This is a genomic window from Neobacillus sp. CF12, assembly GCF_030348765.1.
Classification (GTDB): domain Bacteria; phylum Bacillota; class Bacilli; order Bacillales; family Cytobacillaceae; genus Neobacillus.
In genome coordinates, this window is sequence record NZ_JAUCEU010000007.1 from 917,753 (window position 1) to 936,938 (window position 19,186).

Here is a 19,186-nt window from a genome sequence, read left to right on the forward strand (position 1 = left end):
CCTTAGGTTTAGAGTGTTATATATTCGAGGGGATTAGTTAGTTTCAGGTAACATTTTAATAAAGTACTTTGGGGATTCAATAAATCCTTGTCGTAAATAAAACTTATGTGCATCTTTTCTCCTTGAATGACAATGCACTTCCATTCTATTGCAATTTCGTTTTAGAGCCAAATCAGTACAATGTTCTTCAATCTTTCGCCCTATCCCGTGACCTCTACTGTTATCATCAACTGCAAAATAACTTATTCTTGCGAAATCTCCGTTTACAGCTAATTGAGGTATGAAATGGAGTGATATTAAAGCAATAACAGTTTTATCTTCTTCAAACACTAATAATACCTCATTAGGATCCATAAGAAATTTTTCGACTTTTTCTTTTATTAAAAGTTCCGTATCTGGATAGTCCAACTGGTTCAATAACAAAGAAATCTGCTTGCAATCTTCAACTTTCGCTTTTCGAATTCCCATCCATTCAACTCCCCCATTTTATCAACTTTATTAGACCCCTGCTTGAATGAAAATAGGTATCCCCTGGACCTATAACTTTCAATTATGCTTTTTCATTCAAATTTCTAATTCTTAAATTGTATTAACTCGGCTGTTTTTATTAAATCTTCATTACTTTTAGATCCCGAAATTTTGTAGATAAATTTATCCGTTACAATTAGTAGGTGTGGTTTTTTATTGCCTGGTTCAATTAGGAGTGCTGACTTTGAAATACTTTTTACTGATAAAGAATTGGGATACTTTTGTCTTAAAGAATTGTATTCAAGACTATCTGAACCTTGCTTATTAATATTTGATTCAATCGATATGGTATCATCAGGATATATTAAATTGACCAAAACATGGTCTTTTTCCTTCCTTGCAATTACCTCTGGTTTCTTCATATAAGGCGAAAAAGCATCGCTTAAATACATAGGAAAAGTGGCTTCTTCAGTTAAAATCAGAGTTTTTGTGTCATTATAACTTTCAATTAAATTTTGTTCTTTTGCTGTAAAAGAAACTGTTTGATCCCCGCTCTTTATTGGTAATTCTTGTTGGTTTATTTCTTCTTTGTTAGAACCATTCATAAAGGTGACATTTTTTATATTCTGATTTACAAAAATAAAACCAATAAATACGATCGCCGCCAAAGTACCAATCCTAACGGAGTGACCAAGAAACATATTTACTTTACCTCTTTGTGATTTCTTATTCATGTCAGACATAAGTTTTTTCTTTAATTCAATACTATTGGCTTTTTTCCAAATAATATCGGAATCCAATTTATACAACTCGTTATCGAATATGCTATGGTCAGACAATTTTTTCACTTAGAAACCCCTCCTTTAATAGCTTTTTTTCTAAAGCTTGGATTGCTCTAAACAATGTTGATTTTACTTTACTTTCAGACCACCCTAAAATTATAGAAGTTTCTTCGATAGAGAACTCTTTTATCTTTCGTAGAATTATTACTTCTCTGTAGGAATCTTTAAGTTTAGCTAATGCAGAATAAAGTTCTTGAGAACTTTCTTTTATCTCAACCATTTCTTCCGGCAATGGTTGAGGGTCTTTTCTAAACATAAGTACATCCTGAAGAATGGTTAATGGTTTTCTTTTCCGTATGTAGTCAACCGTAATGTTATGAGCAATACTAAACAACCAAGTTTTAGGATTGGAATTCCCTCTAAATGAATCATAATGAACGTAAGCTTTCAAAAAGGTTTCGTGTCTTAAATCCTCAGATGATTGATAATCTTGAAGCATCATATAGATATATTTAAATATTGAATCTTGGAACTGTTCATACCACTCTAAAACCTCTTTATCTCTTATATCAGACAAATTCTTCCCCCCATTCTTTAACTTGATGTTTAGACGTGTAACCCAACTAAAAGTTTTACTTTTATCAAGTTTTTTTTCTTAAGTTCAACACAAAAAGGCAATAATTCTTTTACGGATCAACACCCCTTTAAGTAATTAGGAAAACCATTTCAAAATATTAGTATGAATGTAATTCCAATATTTTTAAGTAAATGCGGTAATCCAACAAAAATGAAGCTACTTGAAACCCAATAATTGAACTTGAATATCTTTCTTCAAACCTTTTTGGTGTATCATACATCATGGCTGGAAAAATGGCAGCACATCCAAAACAAAGGAATTCCAACAGTAAATTTAAAGACACTTTAGAATACCGTATATCCAAATACCTCTTTGTATTGAGGAAATACCTGATCAAGAATCGTATGGAACCGTAATTTAGCTTTAACATAAATACCATTAATTGTTTCATGCTGTCTTGTAAGATTACAAAGGTTTATGAGTTGGATTCCCCTTTTCTTATCTCAAAATCTTCCTTATAAAACAGTTCACACAAACGAAAAGCATCTTTTCGTAAACTTGACTTTTTAGCGATATACGAAAGTAACATTCCATCTTGAAGTATCGTAACTTCGCTTCGTTTGTTATACGAGATCTACGTCCCAACCAGCCTCAAACATGTTTCTACAAGTAGGGGGCGGACAGTTTAGTTGACGGGATCAATGCCCCACGGTCCCGTACCTCCCTGGCTACTAATAATAGATACTATTAAAAAAAGGTCAACCAGTAAAAACTAGTTAACCTTATAATACGATCGCCCACGTTTCTTTAATAAGGAAATCTTTCGGAAGCCCATTCTTTTGCTATTTTAACTAAATTATTAACAAATTCCTGCTTTCCCTCTTGGTACTTATAATGTTCGTTAGGAAACTGATTTGCCAAGTTCATTTTTAGATCCCCGTACTTTTTAGCTTCTATAGGGTTCCTTATCAAGAATTCTTTAAAATCCAAATGGATATTTATAAACTCGCTTCCAACTTGAAAAATATGGACGTGATGCGTCCTATTATCCTTACCTTTTGTAAAATATCTTCTTCCAGCAATCCCATTCTCGCCTTTCGGTTCATACGCCAATGTCAACATTTCGCTAATGTATAAATCAACGTTCTCAATATTCCTTACTACAATTAAAATATCTATGATCGGCTTTGCGTAACCTATTGTTGGTATAGAGGTACTTCCAATGTGGAAAATATCAACTAATTCATCCTTAAAAACCTCTATCAATTTTACCTTCTCTTGGCTGTATGATTTTTCCCATTCTTCAGTCCAAGATTCAATTTTGGTTTTCCTCAAAGGAAGCCCTCCCTTTTACGTTTTATTATTACATTCTCCTTTTTACTCAACTCAACTGCTCCATTAGCAAAATAAGAAAAAGGCTGCCGCAGCAACCTGATATTGAAGTAAATCACCCTTTACTTTAATAATAATTTTAAAAATCAGTTAAACAGTTATGATTCAATCCTTTCATCACCCGAAAACATATCCTTTACTTTGAATTTATTTTATTCACTTCATCCTCTCCAATAATAACGTTACGAATCTTCTCTTTTTATTCTTTATCAAGAGCTTTACCCAATTTTTTGTTACTCATTTCATATTCAACTTTATAGCCTTTTTTTCTTAAATAATTTGATACCAATATGAATTCTTTTTGAGTACCTAATGGTACTATATAATAATATACATTCGGATTCTCTTTTAATTCTTTCTCTGAAGGACTCATAGTCGGATAAATTACATCTAAGCCGAATGAAATTCCTACTGTTGAAAAGTATTCGTTTGTACCTAACAACCTACCAATTGCATTATCATTTCTTCCGCCACTACCAATACTTGATTTAATAGATTGATCAGATAAATATTTTATACTCCCGTATCCAAGTCCGCCAATATCTCATCCAGCGTTCTTTTTGCCAGAGTAACAAATTGTGGGTTTGTTACTCTATAGTATGGAATGATAAGTACTGCCTGGTGAAGTGCATACCCTCTTGCACGAAGCCATGTATCCTTGTCGGCATGGATGGAATTTTGAAAGACTTTCCGCCCTTTTGAGTTGAATATACTCCAAGCAGGTATTAGGTCAAACGCCGGATCTCCAATTCCCACTCCGCCAAAGTCGATGACCGCAGCTAAACGTCCGGAATGAACCAAAAGATTTGTTCTTAGTAAATCAGCATGTATCCATACTGCATGACCGTTCCAAACAGAAGCTTTACATGAATCTTCCCATGCCGCTAATACTCTGTCTCTATCCGGCAAATCATCTGCCTCATCAATACATTCTAATGTTCTTTTATTTAACTCGAGCAAAGGCAATCGTCCTGCCCTGGGCGCATCAGCTGGCACATTAATTGAGTGCATCTCATTTACAAACTCCGCCAACTCCTTTGCAACTTCTCTTTCGTCATGAATTAAATCATCAGTATAGTTATTGCCCTCTATCCATTTGTATACTGCCCAATTCACAGGGTACGAGGCTTTGGGTTTACCTAAAGCAACAGGTTCTGGTATCTTAAGTGTCAAGTGGGGAGCAAGATATGGAATCCATCTCCACTCTTTTTCTATATCTGCCCACTCCTTTACCCTTGGCAGGCGAATATAAAGCTCTTGCCCCAGCCTGTAAACATGATTTACCGTTCCAACAGAATTCACTGGAGTTATCGGTAACATAGAGAATTCAGGGAACTGCTCATTGATAAGGCCTCTAACAAAACTTAGATTAACTTCTAATTCATTGTCATGCATTCTGCTCATATTTCCACCTTCTATTTTATCTTACATTTTTCCAAAGCATTCCATTTTTAAAATAACATACATTTTTCCAAATAGTAAAATAACAAAGAGCCTTTTATGGTACCGTTCCTTTTTCTTTATAGACACCAATCAATAATACAATAAGCTCTAAGATGAAAATACTTGGAAACAAGACCCACATAATTAATCCAGCTCAGCCGTTTCTTACAATAAATGCATATGTTAAACCAATTGAAATAGAGAGGAAAAGTGCGATTGCTACCAAAATGGAAATGCCCCAAATGATATGCTTTCTCTTTTTTGACTCTCCTTTGCTAAATTGCCAATCAACTACCAAACCCAGTATTGTTATTGCTAATGCTCCCTTTATATATCGCATTGCTATACTATAATTTCTATTCTTTTATAGCATTTATACAATTTTTCTAGTTGTTCTAATTCTTAGTTTGATTTATTTCCTGTTGAGGATTTGATTTAAAAAACAATTTCATCATTGGTGGAGTAACAATAGTTGTCACAAGTACCACAACAACTAGCACTGCAAACATTTCTTGGCTAAGAAGAGTAGCCTCTAAACCAATAGCTGCAATAATTAATGCCACTTCACCACGTGAAACCATTGCTGAACCTATCCCCAACGAACTATTCCAACCAAATCCAGCAGCTTTTGCTCCAATAGCAGAACCAATTAATTTAGTTAAAATTGCGAGAACACAAAGAATAGCTATAAGAACTATATTATCGGTAATACCTGCGAACTCAACCGTTACACCAATCGAAGTAAAAAATACAGGTACAAATATTGAATAACTAATCGTTTCGACCTTCTCAAAAACTTCGTGTTTGAAGTCAGTTACACTTATTGCAACGCCAGCAATATAAGCACCAATGATCGCAGCAACTCCCGTATATTCTGCTAAGTAAGCATAAACAAAGCAAATAATTAGAGCAGAAGAAATAACCGTTTCTGTTACTTTTAACGACGAGAACTTCTTCAAAAACCAAGGAATTGCTTTCCAGCCAATAAGAATCGCTCCTGCAAAGAATATAACTTTCTTTAAAATAACAGTCGTTAAATTAACATCTCCACCTGCAAAACTCATTAAGAAAGCTAATGCAATTATTACTACTATGTCATCGATTACGGCTGCTCCTAGGATTGTGGCTCCTTCAGGTGTTTTTAAATGGTTCATCTCTTTGAGTGCTTGAACGGATATACTGACGCTGGTTGCAGAAAGCAGTAATCCCAAGAACCAAGATTCCATTGTCGTTAAGGTTAATATGATTCCAGCAAAATAACCTAAAACAAGTGGAACAATAATCCCTCCAAAGCCTACAAAAGTGGAGGCTTTTCCACTTCGTTTAAATTCATCTATATCTGTTTCCAATCCAGCAATAAACATCAACAAAATAACACCTATATGGCTAAATTCAGCTAATGGATCTGTCTCATTTACTACCCCTAATACGGATGGACCAAGCACAATCCCAATTAGGAGTTTTCCAAGAACCGAAGGCTGACCTAATTTTACACTCAGACTTCCTGCTATTTTTGATGCAATTAGAATAATAGCTAATTGTAGTATTAACACTTAAATTACCACCTTTCGTAATTATCATTTGTTATTGTTTAATTAAAATACAAAAAGTGCCTGTTACCAAAGGACATAACTATCCCTTGGGGACAGGCTCCTCCAAGTACACTCTGTATTTTATTTGTTATACGATAACCAATTAATAAAATTATCTGCACTTTGAAAAGATGGTGTTTTTAATGAAAAATCATTGTATAAGCTAAAACTGAATGGTTTGTTGTAAGCAAAAAAACTAAGATAAACACATAAGAAAAATCACTTCTTTTCATAGGAAAAAACCTAAATTATAAATTGATTTCGCTAATATTATTCCTATGAATTATTATTTTATTTAAGAGTGTTGAACTCAACTTGAATTCATTGTCTTCTAACATCAATCAATTGGTTTATTAATATTCTCTGTTTTCAGCAAAGAACAAAGAATTCCTGAAGCCATAATTACTACATTTTGATAAGAACTGTTTAAAATATCCCGACCAAAAATAAGGTTAACGTATCATGGAATAACGGAATCTTTAGAAAGTTGCATAACATTGTCCCCTACATTCTATTTACATTTTGCTCTACAATTTTCAGTAGAAATGTCCGTGAAATGGGCTCGAAACAGGCGAAGTCAAGTACTATGATTGGCAACACAGAGAATCCTGATTTTTGGGAGTAGACAAAAAAAACAGTGAATTTTCATTACAAAAATTCACTGCTTTACTAAGTGATTGGCACGATAATTCCCAGGTGTAGTACCAATATTTTTTTTGAATACCTGATTAAAGTATCGTTGATTTTCATATCCTACTTGCTGGCATATATCAGAGATTTTATTATTGGTGGTCCTTAATAGTTCCTTCGCCTTTTCCATTCTCATATTGATGATGTATTCGAACAGTGTCACACCCATGTTTTTTGAAAAGAGGCTGCTTAAATAGGCTGGGCTAATATGGAATTTCCCTGCAAGTTCATCAAGGCCAATCGGTTGCGCGTAATTTTCTTTGAGGTGATTCTTCACTTCATATAATAATTTATCTTTCTGTGACATTTGGTTGTCAGATAAGTAGTCTACAAGTTTTCTGATTTTCTCAAGCAGCCACACTTTATGGTCTACCATTGTTCTTAATTGATTCAGTTGTTTAAAGATCAAGTATTTTTCTTCTTGAAGGACAGTTTCTACATTGATATCAAATTCTTGCTGTACATACTCAAACACATGATTAATCAGCTTAAAACATAAATATTTTGATTTCACTGGTGTAAGGTTTTCTCGGATGGAATAAGCTAAAAGTTCATCGATCAAACTCTCACTTGAAGAAAGATCAAGATTTCGTTTAAGAAAAAACTGTTCCATTCTTTTCATCATACTTAATCCAATCGTATTATTCATATTCACTAAATGACGATAGTCGGTCACTTCCTGTTGTAAGTAGAGCCCAACATGGTACGCTTCCAGCGCTTCCTTGTAAAGTTGTTGCAACGATGTTATTTCTATATACGTACTACTAATACCCGTAATCGGAGAAGTTAGTATATTTTTATACAGCGACTTTAACTTATCGAACAAACCTGAGTCCTGTTCACGATTTCCATATGAAAAATAAATTGTAACAAGATGATCCTCCATCTCGTATGAGAATATCCGGTGAGGTGCCCCCTGGTTACCTAGTAATTTAACCATTTCGATAAGTTGATCGGTACTTTGGCTCTTACAATCGGTAACAAGGACACTACAGCTTGTATACCCTTCTAGTATCTGATCGAGTGGATAGCCAAACAAGGAATGCAAGATATGCTTTTCCTCAACTTGTGAACGGTATTGTTCTAATTGAGTCGCTGCCTCTTTTCGTTCTCGAAGTTGATCGTATTTTTCAATTGCCCTTTTTACACTTGCGATAATTTCATCTAGTTCTATCGGCTTTGTCAAATAATCGATTGCTTCCAATTCGATGGCTCTTTTCGCATAAGCAAACTGAGTGTACCCGCTGATAATGATGAAAACCGTATCGGGGATTACACTTTTTACTTTTTGAATTAAATCCAGACCATTTAACCCTGGCATGCGAATGTCTGCCATGACGATATTGGGTTTCGCTTCGACGATCAAGTCATAGGCACGATTTCCATCCAACGCTGTACCGACAACTTCTACTTGGTGCTCATGCCAATCGACTACGGATAATAGCCCATCTATGACTACTTTTTCATCATCTACAATGAAAAGCTTATACATCTGCTTCACCACTTTCTTGTATTCTTAAGCTCCTGCACTAGCTTTTTCTTCACTGATCTCTAGCCCTATTCTAAGACATACGGTGGTTCCTTTTCCCTCTTCACTATGAATGGTAAGTCCGTAACCCGGTCCATATTGCAACCGAATTCGGTCGTTAATATTTCGAATGGCATACCCCGTCTTTTCCTTTAGCACCTTATCAGGATTAAATCCAACTCCATTATCACTTACTTCAAATACTAAGCTATGTTCTTCTTGCTTCCCGTTGATGATAATATCCCAGATTCCTGGTTTCATCTCTAGACCATGATAGACGGCATTTTCCACTAGAGGCTGCAACAATAGTTTAATCATCCTCTCGTTAAACAGGTCTTCATCCACATTTATTTGGTAATGAATTCGGTTATCATACCGAATGTTTTGGATATCTAGATAGCTTTTTACTTGGTCGATTTCATTTTTAACATTTGTGATGTATTCACCATCATTCAAGGTTAATTTGAAAATATTGGCTAAGTGAATGGCCATTTTTGCGATTGGTTTCATTTTTGCTTTCTCGGCCATCCAAAAAATTGAATTTAAGGTATTGTATAAAAAGTGCGGATTGATATGACTTTGAAGTGTTCTTAACTCCGCTTCCTTCTCCTTTAATTGAGACTCATAGAGTTCAGCCAATAACTCATTATTCCGATTATACAAGTGAATAAATTGGTGACCAATCTTCCCTACTTCATCTTCAGGATCAAAGGCGATATTGTCTAGTTTCTCTCTCTTTCTCATATTTTTAATGACATTGCGCAATAATGATAGCTGTTTGGTAATTTTATTCGAAATAAGTAATGCACTAAACGTAGCAATGAGCAGCGTTAGTATCAGCAGAATAACCGAAACCTTTCGGAGAAAATCGAATTCCTTCACGATACTTTTATATGGAATAATACTAACAATCTTCCAATTGGTAATCTTATTTACATCAAAATTTACAATATAATCTTCATCATTGATCGTAACCACTTCGGATTTCTTTCCTGCTAAAGCATTAATTCGTTCGACCATTTTGCTGCTTTTCACTTGATCCTCTGAGTTTGAATAAATCATTTTCCCCTTATCAAGGATGAAAATTTCGCCGTCCTGCTCGATATCTTTAAACATATCTTTAAATATCGCTTTATCAATACTAAAGATCATCATCCCGATAACATCTAAGGTTTGTAGATCTTTAATGGGTCTTCCATAGGTTAAAAGATTCGAACTTTCGATAAACGTCACATCATCTTGAAACCAGATACCGTATAAATCTTTTTTCATGATCTCTTTGAACCAGGCTGTTCCTCTTATATGTTCGTAGATATTTCCATAATAAACACTTTGTCCTTGAGATAACTGGAGATACTCGTTATTCTCATTGCCCAGATATACGGCGTTAATATACGGGTTATTGCTACTAATCGTAATGAGGAGATCCCTCGTTTCTCCTTGTGTGACATAGGCTTCCTTCGTTAAATCCTTTTGCTTTAAAAAATCCTGCGAATCGTTTGAAGCGTAAAGAATTTCGCCGTTGCTTTGAATATCGTTCACGAACGTATTTATATTCCAATCGATGAGGCTTAAAAGGTTGGTGGTCGTTTCCGAAATTTTATTCTCGATTACCTTATTCATATAAAAGTAAGAAAAAGTTCCTACAATAAGGAGTGGGATTAGTGTTGAAAGCATAGCGAGCAAGATAATTTTTCGTTTGATTGATAGCTTTTTTCCAAAACTAGTAATAAAGTTCATAGAGCAACCCTCAATTTCATTATGCCTTTTCATTATCTCGCAATCTTACTATCTACTACCTTAATCGCTTCTTCAGGTGAATAGATACCATTAATAACGCCATAAATACTATCATACATGGCATTGGCGATTCCCTCTGAAACAATAAGATCGGGTTGGTTTGGCTTACTTTTCCAACTCGTATCATTCATGACATTCATTACATCTGCAAATACCGGATGGTTATCACCGTCAACTTCTCCATCGAACTTGATAATAGGCGCAACTTGATTTTCAATCATAATCGCCGCACCTTCCTCACTATAATAGAAACCTAAAAATTTCATCGCTGCCTCATACTTTGCTTTATCTTTTTCGACATGCTTATTTACCACGAGAGGCGCGGCAGGTACGATAGAGGAGATTTTCTGATTTCCGACACCATCAGCAAACGTTGGTCCCCACCAAAAGCCGACATCACCTACAATCTGGCTTTCTTCGATTTTCTTGGTTTCCCATATACCTGCATCAAGCATGGCAGCCTCTCCATTTAGAAACATTTGCACGGCTTGAAAATAGCTCTGAGTAGCTACATTTTTAGGAAATGCCCCTAATTCTCTTAATTCGGCAATTTTGTTGTACCAAATCCCCGTTACTAATGATTGATAGGGCAGGCCAAATTGCTGCCCTTCTTGGCTATAGGAATCTAACATATTAGGATGAAGATTCTCCACCATTTCGTGGTGATCATTTAAGAATGCTTGTAAATCTAGAAGTAAACCTGATTCCGCTAATTCTTTCGCTGAGGACGGTAAGACCCAAAAAATATCTGGTAACGTATCCGATTGCGCCATCATTTTTATTTTTTTTATATGAGCTTTTTGTTCCGTTCCGTGGAGCTCAATGTTAATTTCAGGGTGTTTTTCCATAAACCGCTGAACAATTGAATAAAAAGCAGGTTCCTGCCCTTTTGGATTTGCCACATGTATGGCCACGTCTAAGGTAATTTCCTCTACCATCTTATCGTTTGCCGTTTTTTCTAGTTCTTTACTACACCCTATAGTCACAAAGAAAATCAATAGAACAATCGATACATTCACATATTTTCTCATCACTTTTCTCCTCTAATATATAAGTATGTAGTTTATTATTTTTTTGGTTGCGCTTTCATTTTCTGAAAATTTTTAATCATCTTTTTCTACCTATTATAGAGGAGGTTGAAGGATATATAAATGCATATATTTTTTAAAAATGTTATGTATTTTTTGATTTGCTCTAAAAAACGAAAATTAGTAGAAAGCAATCCCTTCTGTTTCCTATCGCAAAACCCGAAAATGCAATCGAAAAATGCAACTAAATTTGTACTTCCTTTTGTATCTGTTTTTGCAATTAAAAATAAAATGGCTCAGTTCACCATACTGAGCCATTTTTAATATTCATTTTTTGTAGCTTGTTGGAGTAACGCACCCTTTAGCACAATCTACTTATTTAACCTTAAATAAGAACTTGCTTCGTTTTTAATTCTAAATATAACATCCTCTCTATTAAACTCCAAAGGTACATTATCATATTGGAGCCTATCAATCATTTCGCTAATTTCATACCATTCAAGCAAATCATTAGGATAATTTAACTCTGTCCCAACAATCCAAAAAATCCTTTTAGCTAAATTGAACACTTCTGATTCATTAGCTTGTATTATTTCACATGATAATAAACCGATATAGCCTTTTGCACTTGTCTCAAAACTCGGCTCTTGTATTTTCAGCTCATTCAAAGCTCTTTTAAAATAATCCTCCACTTCAATTACATTATCACTGAATGAAAATGAAGCAATTATATTTAAAGTTGGAGATGATACACTATTTTCTATCAAACCATATGACCATTTTACATAGTCCTCCGTAGCAACAATTCCTTTTTGAATTTTATAGAATAAAGCATTAGTATCCATTTTACAACCACCTTAAAAACACTTTGCCTTCTTAAAGAAACGCCCCCGTTAGTAAAAACACTTGGGGATGATTGGTTTTTGTTTGTGAATAATTATAAAAATAGTGACATACCTGGGGCATCCAAATCTCGTTCTACAAAGCCGAGTTTCTTATAAAAATTTTGTTTTCCTTTTGCACAAGATAATTGAATCCACTTAATTCCTTCTTCCTCACATTTTTTAAGTAAAGCACTCATAATTTTCTTTCCCATACCTTGTTTTTGATATTCTGGATGAACCATTACATCACATATAAATGTTTGATAAACCCCATCCGAAATAATTCGCCCAAATCCTATTAAATTCTTATTATGATAAATGGATACACTAAACCAACTGTTACAAATCGCACTATAAAGTTGGTCGTAAGTATATAACCCATTAGCATTCCATCCCGTTGTTTTATGTAATTTCATAAAATCATTTTTTGCAGGAATCGTTTCAATTAGTTCAAATTCCATAGTTTTCTCCCCTTCACAGGTTCTATTTTAGATAGAGCTAGTATCCACGTTATGTATTTTTATACCACAAAATGTTTATTTATCCAAATGTTTTAATCTTTCATTCTTGAGCTAACCTGCCCCGTTAGAACAATAAGAAAAACGGGATAGCCGCAGCCATCCCGTTATTGAACATAAGCACCCGATAGTTTAATAAGAACTCTTTATAGCTTGAAATCTAAATTATTTAAAGTCCATTCAATATTTATCTGAGTTTCTCCGCCAACTCTAAAATAATTCCCTCTGGACCACGAACGTAGCATAACTTATAACTTTCTTCATATTGCTGTATCTCACTAAAGATTTCCGTACCCCTCTTTTTCAATTTTGCAACAACAGCTTCAATATCTTCAACAGCAAAGCAAATATGTCGGATACCCAGCGTATTTGCAAAAGGTTGCTGAATATTTTTTTCATCTGATGGCGTATAAAATTTGACTAGCTCTATCCATGTCTGACCATCTGGCATCCCCAATCCTACACATGCCGTTTTAACATCATTAAGACCAACTATTCTATCCAACTGTTCACCATCCAATTCCCATTCCGCTCGCACTTCAAGTCCTAAATCAAGAAAAAACGCTTTAGCCTCTGAAAGATCATTTACGTTTATACTCACATGATCTATTCTATTGATTTTCATATTGAAACCTCCTATGTTCCTGTTATTTTCAATACCTGTATTCGTGTAAAGTTTGTATAAAATTCTAATTCGCTTAAAACAGGAAATACCCTTCTTCAACAAATCTGCCCCGTTTGTTCAATAAGGAATTCAACAAAAAAGGCGGTTAATCCTTCCTGGATCAACTCACCCATTACTCCAATAAAATTTATCTGTATTGGTCTAAGTAATATTTCCCCAATTCAAGAATTTCGTCCAAATAGACACATCAAACACCGATTCTCTATCAAGTTTAAAATGTTCTCCAAGTACTCTTCAACTCTTGCCCCAATTAATTGAATAAGCCTCACGGTTTTATTACAGTTTTTTTATCGTTCATTATCTTTACTGCTCTGAAAAAGGAGTAAACTGCCATTATTTTAGTCGGTTAGTGAAAAATCCTTATTGATTTGTTCAATGCAAGTATATATTGAAAAAGCTCATTTCTGTTTTGGCTATCCAATTCCATTAGTATTTTAATTTTATAATGATCATAACGCCCTTTCCTATGATGCAATTTTCCTTCTGTTTCAAATTTTATTTTCTCCTCCAATAAGTCCTTCTTGCCACATTTGATAAATGTAAAGGGTGATGGAGATTATTGTCATTATTAATATTCCTTCAATAGGCGATAAATTTCCTGCACTGGTTGTAATTTTGAGTTTTTTCCATAAAGCCCTGAAACCAAAGGAATAGATACAATCTACAATTAAATTAACAACGATATAAATCCAAAATTTACGAAATGTAAAATAAAATATCCATATGGTCCCAATCAAAAAAACACTATAAACAGTATGTGTTTGTGCAACTTTATCCCAAGAAAAAAGAGTTTCTTTATACTTCCACCAATCATACGTCCAAGCAATTTGGTATATTATTGTATTTATCACCGTTGCAAATAAAGCAACAGGCATATATCTACGCAGCGTAGAATTGTTCAAAAAGAATAAGGAAAGCCAGGGTAATAAAAAGAAAGCCCATAAAACGAGTTTTATCATATATAATCTCCTATTAATTTAATCTTGTGCCTTCTCAAAATTCCCTTTAACCATCCATTTTATTCGACTACTGAGATTCTTATGTGAGCTAAAGCAAAACAAAAAAGCCGTCAATATTGGCAGCCTGATCTTAAATTAAAAGCCCGTTAGTTAAAGTGAGGATCTTCACAATATTTTTTACCTTAACAAAATCTAATCCATTAATATGTATGGGTATATCAAAAAGACTCCTTATTTACATAGTAATATACTTTTAAACCTGATTTTTATACATATTGAATTAAATAGAGGAAATGAATGAGTGTTATAGAATTTATTATAGGTAATAAAGAGAAAAGGAGAAATGAAAAGTGAGTGATCAAATAATCCCAGCGTTAATTGCTTTTGTAGTTGTTTCAATTTTATCTCCACTATTAATAGCTGTTTTGATAAGACTTAGGCTCCTTCAACCGATAAGAAGAGAACTCCCCTCAGGTCATCAGTTAAAAAAAGGCACTCCGTTAATGTTTGGAATTATTCTTTTTGTAGGAATTATAATATCAATTCTCTTTTCACCTACTCCATTAATGTATTTCTTGTCTATTACATACATTCTTTTTAGTTTTGTTGGGTTTTTGGATGATTTTTGGAAAGCTTCTCGTCAAGATCCATTAGGGGTCTCGGGTAAGACCAAACTTATTTTTCAATTTATTTTTACTGGTACTTTGCTTTTTTACGCGATCAACGAAATAGGCGTAGACACCAGCATTAATATTTATAAAAATATCTCCTTTGATCTTCCAACGGTGTTATATTTCATTGTCATCACCTTATTTGTCGTAGGTTCTGCAAATGCCATAAATTTCACGGATGGTTTAGACGGACTTTTAGGAGTTGTTGCAATCCCTTCATACTTTTTCTTTTTTATGGTTTCAGACAGATCAGAGGTGCAACTTTTTTGTCTAATTATGATTGGATGTTTACTCGGCTTTCTTATTTATAATATATATCCTGCCAAAGCTTTTATGGGGGATACGGGATCATTAGCTATAGGGGGGTCGCTGTCGTTTCTTGCTGTTATTGAGAAAGTTGAAATTTTAATTCCCATTTTGTTCTTTATATATTTTGCTGAAGAACTTTCGGTTATTTTACAAGTTTCGTCATTCAAACTTACTCATAAGCGTATTTTCAGAATGACACCGATTCATTTTCACTTTGGCATAAAATATGGGTGGTCCGAAAATACAATTGTGACGGTTTTTGGATTTCTTTCTTGGTTTTGTGCTTTTATCTGTTTACTTTATTGGAAATTCTTTCTAAATCCATAAATAAAGTTATAATCATTCCAATGAATATTAGAGGGAACCAGGCAATGCATAATGCAGAAAAAAAATACCAAGGTCGAAAATCTGCTACCGCATAAATTGATGTACTAATCAATACCCCAATAATTATATAAACGGAGATGATATCCACTTTTGTCATCAAACTCCTTTTTAATATTATATAAAGGTGCACTAGTAGGGGTACTACATTTTGGCATAATATTAAGATTTTATATGTGAAAACGATCTTCAACTTGAAGATCGTTTTCAACTGGAACTCCATTACATAGTAACCCCGTTTTCAATTACTCGTCGTTAGTTCAACAAGAAAAAATGACCGCCGCAGAGATCATCATCTTTAACTATTGCACCCCGTTCGTAATATAAGGTTATCCAGATTTTTCTGGTTGACCTTTTTTTATATGGTCTTATGATTACGGTAGTCGGGGTAGAACGTCGCACCAGTGGGATTCAATCCCGTTAGCTAAACTGTTCACCCCCTACTTGTATAAACATGTTTCAGGCTGGTTGGGACATAGATCCCGTTTTACAAGTGAACCTATGACATTACAAGAAGCCTTAGGGGATACCGACTAATATTGCATTTCTAGGAGGAGATAAATTATGAATCCAGTCATTGGTCTGGATGTATCAAAAGGGGAAAGTCAGGTACAAGCTTTTTTAGATAAAGGTAAGCCATACCGTAAGAGCTTTAGTATTAATCACGATCTTGAGGGTTTGGGGAATTTATTAGATTTCCTTCAAGAAGTTGAGAAATCAGCAGGTGGTCATCAACCTTCGGTCGTTTTAGAATCAACTGGGCACTATCATATTCCCGTTATTCAGTTTTTAGAGGAACAAAAATATGTTTATATTATCGTCAATCCTCTTATCTCACACAGAGCCAAGAGCTCAAGCCTAAGAAAGGAAAAAACAGATGCAATCGATGCTTATCACCTTTGTGAATTGTATTATAAAGAAGAATTAGAGCCTTACAAGAAGCGTGGAGTACAACTCTTAAACCTTCGTAATCTAACAAGACAACAAGAGAGTATTGCAGAAATATCAGCGAAAACAAAGTTACAGCTTCATTCTTTAATCGATCAGGTATTTCCAGAGTATCGAGGTGTATTTGGAAGCCTATATTTGAAAGTATCATTGCTTACTTTACTAGAGTTCCCTACTTCTAAGGCTGTATTAAGTGTGAGTGAAAAAGAGTTAACTGATAAGATAGCTTCGTTATGTATGAGTCGTTCGGAGTCATGGGCAAAGGAAAAGGAACAGAAATTAAGAGAAGCAGCCCTTCGTGATCCTTTTCAAAACAACCTCTACGATAGTCATATTTTTAACCTTGAAATCTTGGTTAAGATTGTTCTTCAATACCAAGAGCATCTATCCAATATTGCGGATGAAATAGATGCCCTCGCTAGTAAAATTGAAGAATATGAAATCCTCCAATCTATCCCTGGAATCGGAGAAAAAATCGCTGCAACGATTATTTCTGAAATTGGGGAGATAGATCGGTTTAATGGTGCCAAGAAGTTAGTTGCGTTCGCTGGAATAGATCCTAGTGTCTACTCTTCTGGAAAGTTTACTGCATCCATAAACCGAATTACCAAACGTGGTTCATGTAGACTTCGCCATGCCCTGTATATGGCTGTTCAAAGTGGAATTCGGGATGCCCGTAAAAAGAAAACAACCGATGAGATCATTCCACGCAATAGAAGACTACGAGAGTTTTACGACAAAAAACGAGAAGAAGGAAAACCCTTTAGAGTAGCAATCATTGCCTGTGTTAATAAGCATAAGCTCTTACATTGGATTTACGCCTTATTAAAAAGCAGATCTACTTTCCAAGATATAGCTTAAAATCTATATCTAACTAAATACAACAAAACCTTCCAAAAAGAGCATAACGGAAGGTTATTTGGCATGAATATTTTTAGTATAACATGAGGCTATTAAACTTTTAATGAAAAATGTTGACAAACTATTAGCTGGTTTAGTTTAAGAACATTGTTTCACAATCTTTGATTTCACAATAAATAAGAAATGCCGCAGCGATCCCCTAAGTTCAACTCTTGCACCCTTTCCGTGAAGTTAGAAAATTTAATTCACCTCTAATTATTTTCTTATAATTTTTAATGTCCAAGGTAGAACAATCGCAAAGAGCAACAAATAAAAAGGGATTGAGTAAACAGGTCTCCAACCTTTTAATTTTAAATAACCTAATCTCCCTAATATATATTCCACTAGAAAAGATAAAATTGAAAAGAAAATTACCCTGATTAACTTTGTAGGAGTGTTATATCGATTTAAAAACAAGATCGCAGTTGCAGCTGGTCCAATTACAAACATAAAAATATCAGGTATACCACCAATAGAAGGATCTCCTGAATCCATTAAATCAAATATAAAAAATAAGATAATGTTAGCCATCCAACCATAAAAACCAATAATTCCAAAAAGTAAAAGCCACTCTCTTCGCGAAATATTTTTAGTTGTAGTAATAGAAAGTGATAGCAGTATTGATCCTATTAGATAAATAAACCAAGAACCTTTAGCAAATATGTCTAATCTTTTTAATACACCATTCCAGTACATCAACATTCCCTCTTTATATAAGTTTAACTATATTAAATCCCAATGATAAATATCCTTTCATATTATTTTCATTACTTACTTTTTTATGTACTATTTGAAAAAATGACCTTCGAAAAATTTTTTCCTTCATTGAATTAATCTGCACCGTTAGCTGAACAACAAAAAAGGATCCCCGTAGTAATCCTCGTTCTTCTACTATTCACCCGTTCCTTGTTTTACTTTGATACTTGTTGTTTTAACTATATAGTCATTTTTATGGAAGTAAGTTACAATTACAATAAATTGATTATTATGAAAAATACCAATAAGAGAGGGGCTGCTTAATGTTGAATTCACAAAGCAGTTTTTCAAATGGCTTTTTAAACGAGGTTCCAATAATATTAGTAGATTAATATCTTTTATGTTTGTTTTTATCGCTATTCAGTTTTTCGATTATAATCTCGTGAGCAAAAATCCACTAATACTTATACCTTTATTTTTTACTTTACTAATTCTAAATCAATTAATTGAAAGCTTTCTAGGTAAAATATTCGGGGACAAAAATAAGGAGATTGGATTCGGTTACTTTGTATTAACAATCATGATAATAACTGGAGTATCAGCAGCTTTGAATTAAAAAACCTAAAAAAGTCCCTTAGATAAAGCCGACCGAGTAATTAAAAGCAAGCATCTTTTGTATAAAGGTGCTTTTTTCTTCGGTTATATTCTTCAACTAAACTGCCCCGTTCGTATTATAAGGTTAGCCCGAATGCTAAATTTTTCTGGTTGACCTTATTTATTTTGGTCTTATTATATCAGTAGCCAGGGTAGAACGTAACTGCCCGTGGGGCTTCGACCCCGTCAGCTAAACGGTTCGCCCCCTACTTGTAGAAACATGATTGAGGCTGGTTGGGACTTAGATCTCGTATAACAAGCGAAGCTGTGACACTGCA

Annotated in this window: 16 protein-coding genes and 1 pseudogene; 2 read left to right on the top strand and 15 right to left on the bottom strand. The window is 34.2% G+C overall.

What is annotated here, in order from left to right:
- Positions 1-33 precede the first annotated feature (33 nt).
- From QUG14_RS04635 to QUG14_RS04700, 14 genes and pseudogenes are all read right to left on the bottom strand, one after another.
- Complete coding sequence (locus tag QUG14_RS04635) at positions 34-468, bottom strand: GNAT family N-acetyltransferase (protein WP_289339358.1); 435 nt, start codon at positions 466-468, stop codon at positions 34-36.
- Between the two features lie 104 nt (positions 469-572).
- The gene (locus tag QUG14_RS04640) at positions 573-1,316 is read right to left on the bottom strand and encodes a hypothetical protein (protein WP_289339359.1); all 744 of its coding nucleotides are present in this window, start codon (positions 1,314-1,316) and stop codon (positions 573-575) included.
- Positions 1,300-1,827, bottom strand: a complete 528-nt coding sequence (locus QUG14_RS04645; RefSeq protein WP_289339360.1) for an RNA polymerase sigma factor — start codon at positions 1,825-1,827, stop codon at positions 1,300-1,302. The genes QUG14_RS04640 and QUG14_RS04645 overlap by 17 nt, the downstream gene beginning before the upstream one ends.
- Before the next feature lie 316 nt (positions 1,828-2,143).
- Positions 2,144-2,413, bottom strand: a pseudogene (locus tag QUG14_RS04650) (IS110 family transposase); the annotation flags it as partial.
- A gap of 221 nt (positions 2,414-2,634) precedes the next feature.
- Complete coding sequence (locus tag QUG14_RS04655) at positions 2,635-3,162, bottom strand: GrpB family protein (RefSeq protein WP_289339361.1); 528 nt, start codon at positions 3,160-3,162, stop codon at positions 2,635-2,637.
- Between the two features lie 570 nt (positions 3,163-3,732).
- Complete coding sequence (locus tag QUG14_RS04660; protein WP_289339362.1) at positions 3,733-4,623, bottom strand: aminoglycoside phosphotransferase family protein; 891 nt, start codon at positions 4,621-4,623, stop codon at positions 3,733-3,735.
- Between the two features lie 434 nt (positions 4,624-5,057).
- Positions 5,058-6,215 (bottom strand): cation:proton antiporter, encoded by a 1,158-nt coding sequence (locus QUG14_RS04665; RefSeq protein ID WP_289339363.1) that lies wholly within the window; start codon positions 6,213-6,215, stop codon positions 5,058-5,060.
- Between the two features lie 697 nt (positions 6,216-6,912).
- Positions 6,913-8,436, bottom strand: a complete 1,524-nt coding sequence (locus tag QUG14_RS04670; protein WP_289339364.1) for a response regulator transcription factor — start codon at positions 8,434-8,436, stop codon at positions 6,913-6,915.
- 24 nt (positions 8,437-8,460) lie between these two features.
- Positions 8,461-10,212 (bottom strand): sensor histidine kinase, encoded by a 1,752-nt coding sequence (locus tag QUG14_RS04675; protein WP_289339365.1) that lies wholly within the window; start codon positions 10,210-10,212, stop codon positions 8,461-8,463.
- Between the two features lie 32 nt (positions 10,213-10,244).
- Positions 10,245-11,303 carry an ABC transporter substrate-binding protein gene (locus QUG14_RS04680; protein WP_289339366.1) on the bottom strand — a complete coding sequence of 353 codons (1,059 nt, stop codon included), beginning with the start codon at positions 11,301-11,303 and terminating at the stop codon, positions 10,245-10,247.
- Between the two features lie 368 nt (positions 11,304-11,671).
- Complete coding sequence (locus QUG14_RS04685) at positions 11,672-12,145, bottom strand: hypothetical protein (protein WP_289339367.1); 474 nt, start codon at positions 12,143-12,145, stop codon at positions 11,672-11,674.
- A 92-nt stretch (positions 12,146-12,237) separates the two neighbouring features.
- Complete coding sequence (locus tag QUG14_RS04690; RefSeq protein ID WP_289339368.1) at positions 12,238-12,645, bottom strand: GNAT family N-acetyltransferase; 408 nt, start codon at positions 12,643-12,645, stop codon at positions 12,238-12,240.
- 244 nt (positions 12,646-12,889) lie between these two features.
- Positions 12,890-13,327: a VOC family protein gene (locus QUG14_RS04695; protein WP_289339369.1), complete on the bottom strand. Its 438-nt coding sequence runs from the start codon at positions 13,325-13,327 to the stop codon at positions 12,890-12,892.
- A gap of 548 nt (positions 13,328-13,875) precedes the next feature.
- Entirely contained in the window at positions 13,876-14,346 is a 471-nt protein-coding gene (locus QUG14_RS04700; protein ID WP_289339370.1) for a hypothetical protein, read from the bottom strand.
- A 350-nt stretch (positions 14,347-14,696) separates the two neighbouring features.
- Between QUG14_RS04700 and mraY the strand changes: the two genes are divergently transcribed.
- The gene (gene mraY / locus QUG14_RS04705) at positions 14,697-15,653 is read left to right on the top strand and encodes a phospho-N-acetylmuramoyl-pentapeptide-transferase (protein WP_289339371.1); all 957 of its coding nucleotides are present in this window, start codon (positions 14,697-14,699) and stop codon (positions 15,651-15,653) included.
- Between the two features lie 621 nt (positions 15,654-16,274).
- Positions 16,275-17,519: an IS110 family RNA-guided transposase gene (locus tag QUG14_RS04710; RefSeq protein WP_289339372.1), complete on the top strand. Its 1,245-nt coding sequence runs from the start codon at positions 16,275-16,277 to the stop codon at positions 17,517-17,519.
- A gap of 255 nt (positions 17,520-17,774) precedes the next feature.
- Here QUG14_RS04710 and QUG14_RS04715 read toward each other — a convergent pair whose 3' ends face one another.
- Positions 17,775-18,254, bottom strand: coding sequence for a hypothetical protein (locus tag QUG14_RS04715; protein ID WP_289339373.1), 480 nt, complete (start codon positions 18,252-18,254; stop codon positions 17,775-17,777).
- Between the last annotated feature and the right edge of the window lie 932 nt (positions 18,255-19,186).

Bases quoted from the DNA above. Each gene is read 5' to 3' on its own strand.
- QUG14_RS04635 (WP_289339358.1), bottom strand. From the start codon at position 468: ATGGGAATTCGAAAAGCGAAAGTTGAAGATTGCAAGCAGATTTCTTTG.
- QUG14_RS04660 (WP_289339362.1), bottom strand. From the start codon at position 4,623: ATGAGCAGAATGCATGACAATGAATTAGAAGTTAATCTAAGTTTTGTT.
- QUG14_RS04670 (WP_289339364.1), bottom strand. From the start codon at position 8,436: ATGTATAAGCTTTTCATTGTAGATGATGAAAAAGTAGTCATAGATGGG.
- QUG14_RS04675 (WP_289339365.1), bottom strand. From the start codon at position 10,212: ATGAACTTTATTACTAGTTTTGGAAAAAAGCTATCAATCAAACGAAAA.
- QUG14_RS04680 (WP_289339366.1), bottom strand. From the start codon at position 11,303: ATGAGAAAATATGTGAATGTATCGATTGTTCTATTGATTTTCTTTGTG.
- QUG14_RS04685 (WP_289339367.1), bottom strand. From the start codon at position 12,145: ATGGATACTAATGCTTTATTCTATAAAATTCAAAAAGGAATTGTTGCT.
- QUG14_RS04690 (WP_289339368.1), bottom strand. From the start codon at position 12,645: ATGGAATTTGAACTAATTGAAACGATTCCTGCAAAAAATGATTTTATG.
- QUG14_RS04695 (WP_289339369.1), bottom strand. From the start codon at position 13,327: ATGAAAATCAATAGAATAGATCATGTGAGTATAAACGTAAATGATCTT.
- QUG14_RS04700 (WP_289339370.1), bottom strand. From the start codon at position 14,346: ATGATAAAACTCGTTTTATGGGCTTTCTTTTTATTACCCTGGCTTTCC.
- QUG14_RS04710 (WP_289339372.1), top strand. From the start codon at position 16,275: ATGAATCCAGTCATTGGTCTGGATGTATCAAAAGGGGAAAGTCAGGTA.
- QUG14_RS04715 (WP_289339373.1), bottom strand. From the start codon at position 18,254: ATGTACTGGAATGGTGTATTAAAAAGATTAGACATATTTGCTAAAGGT.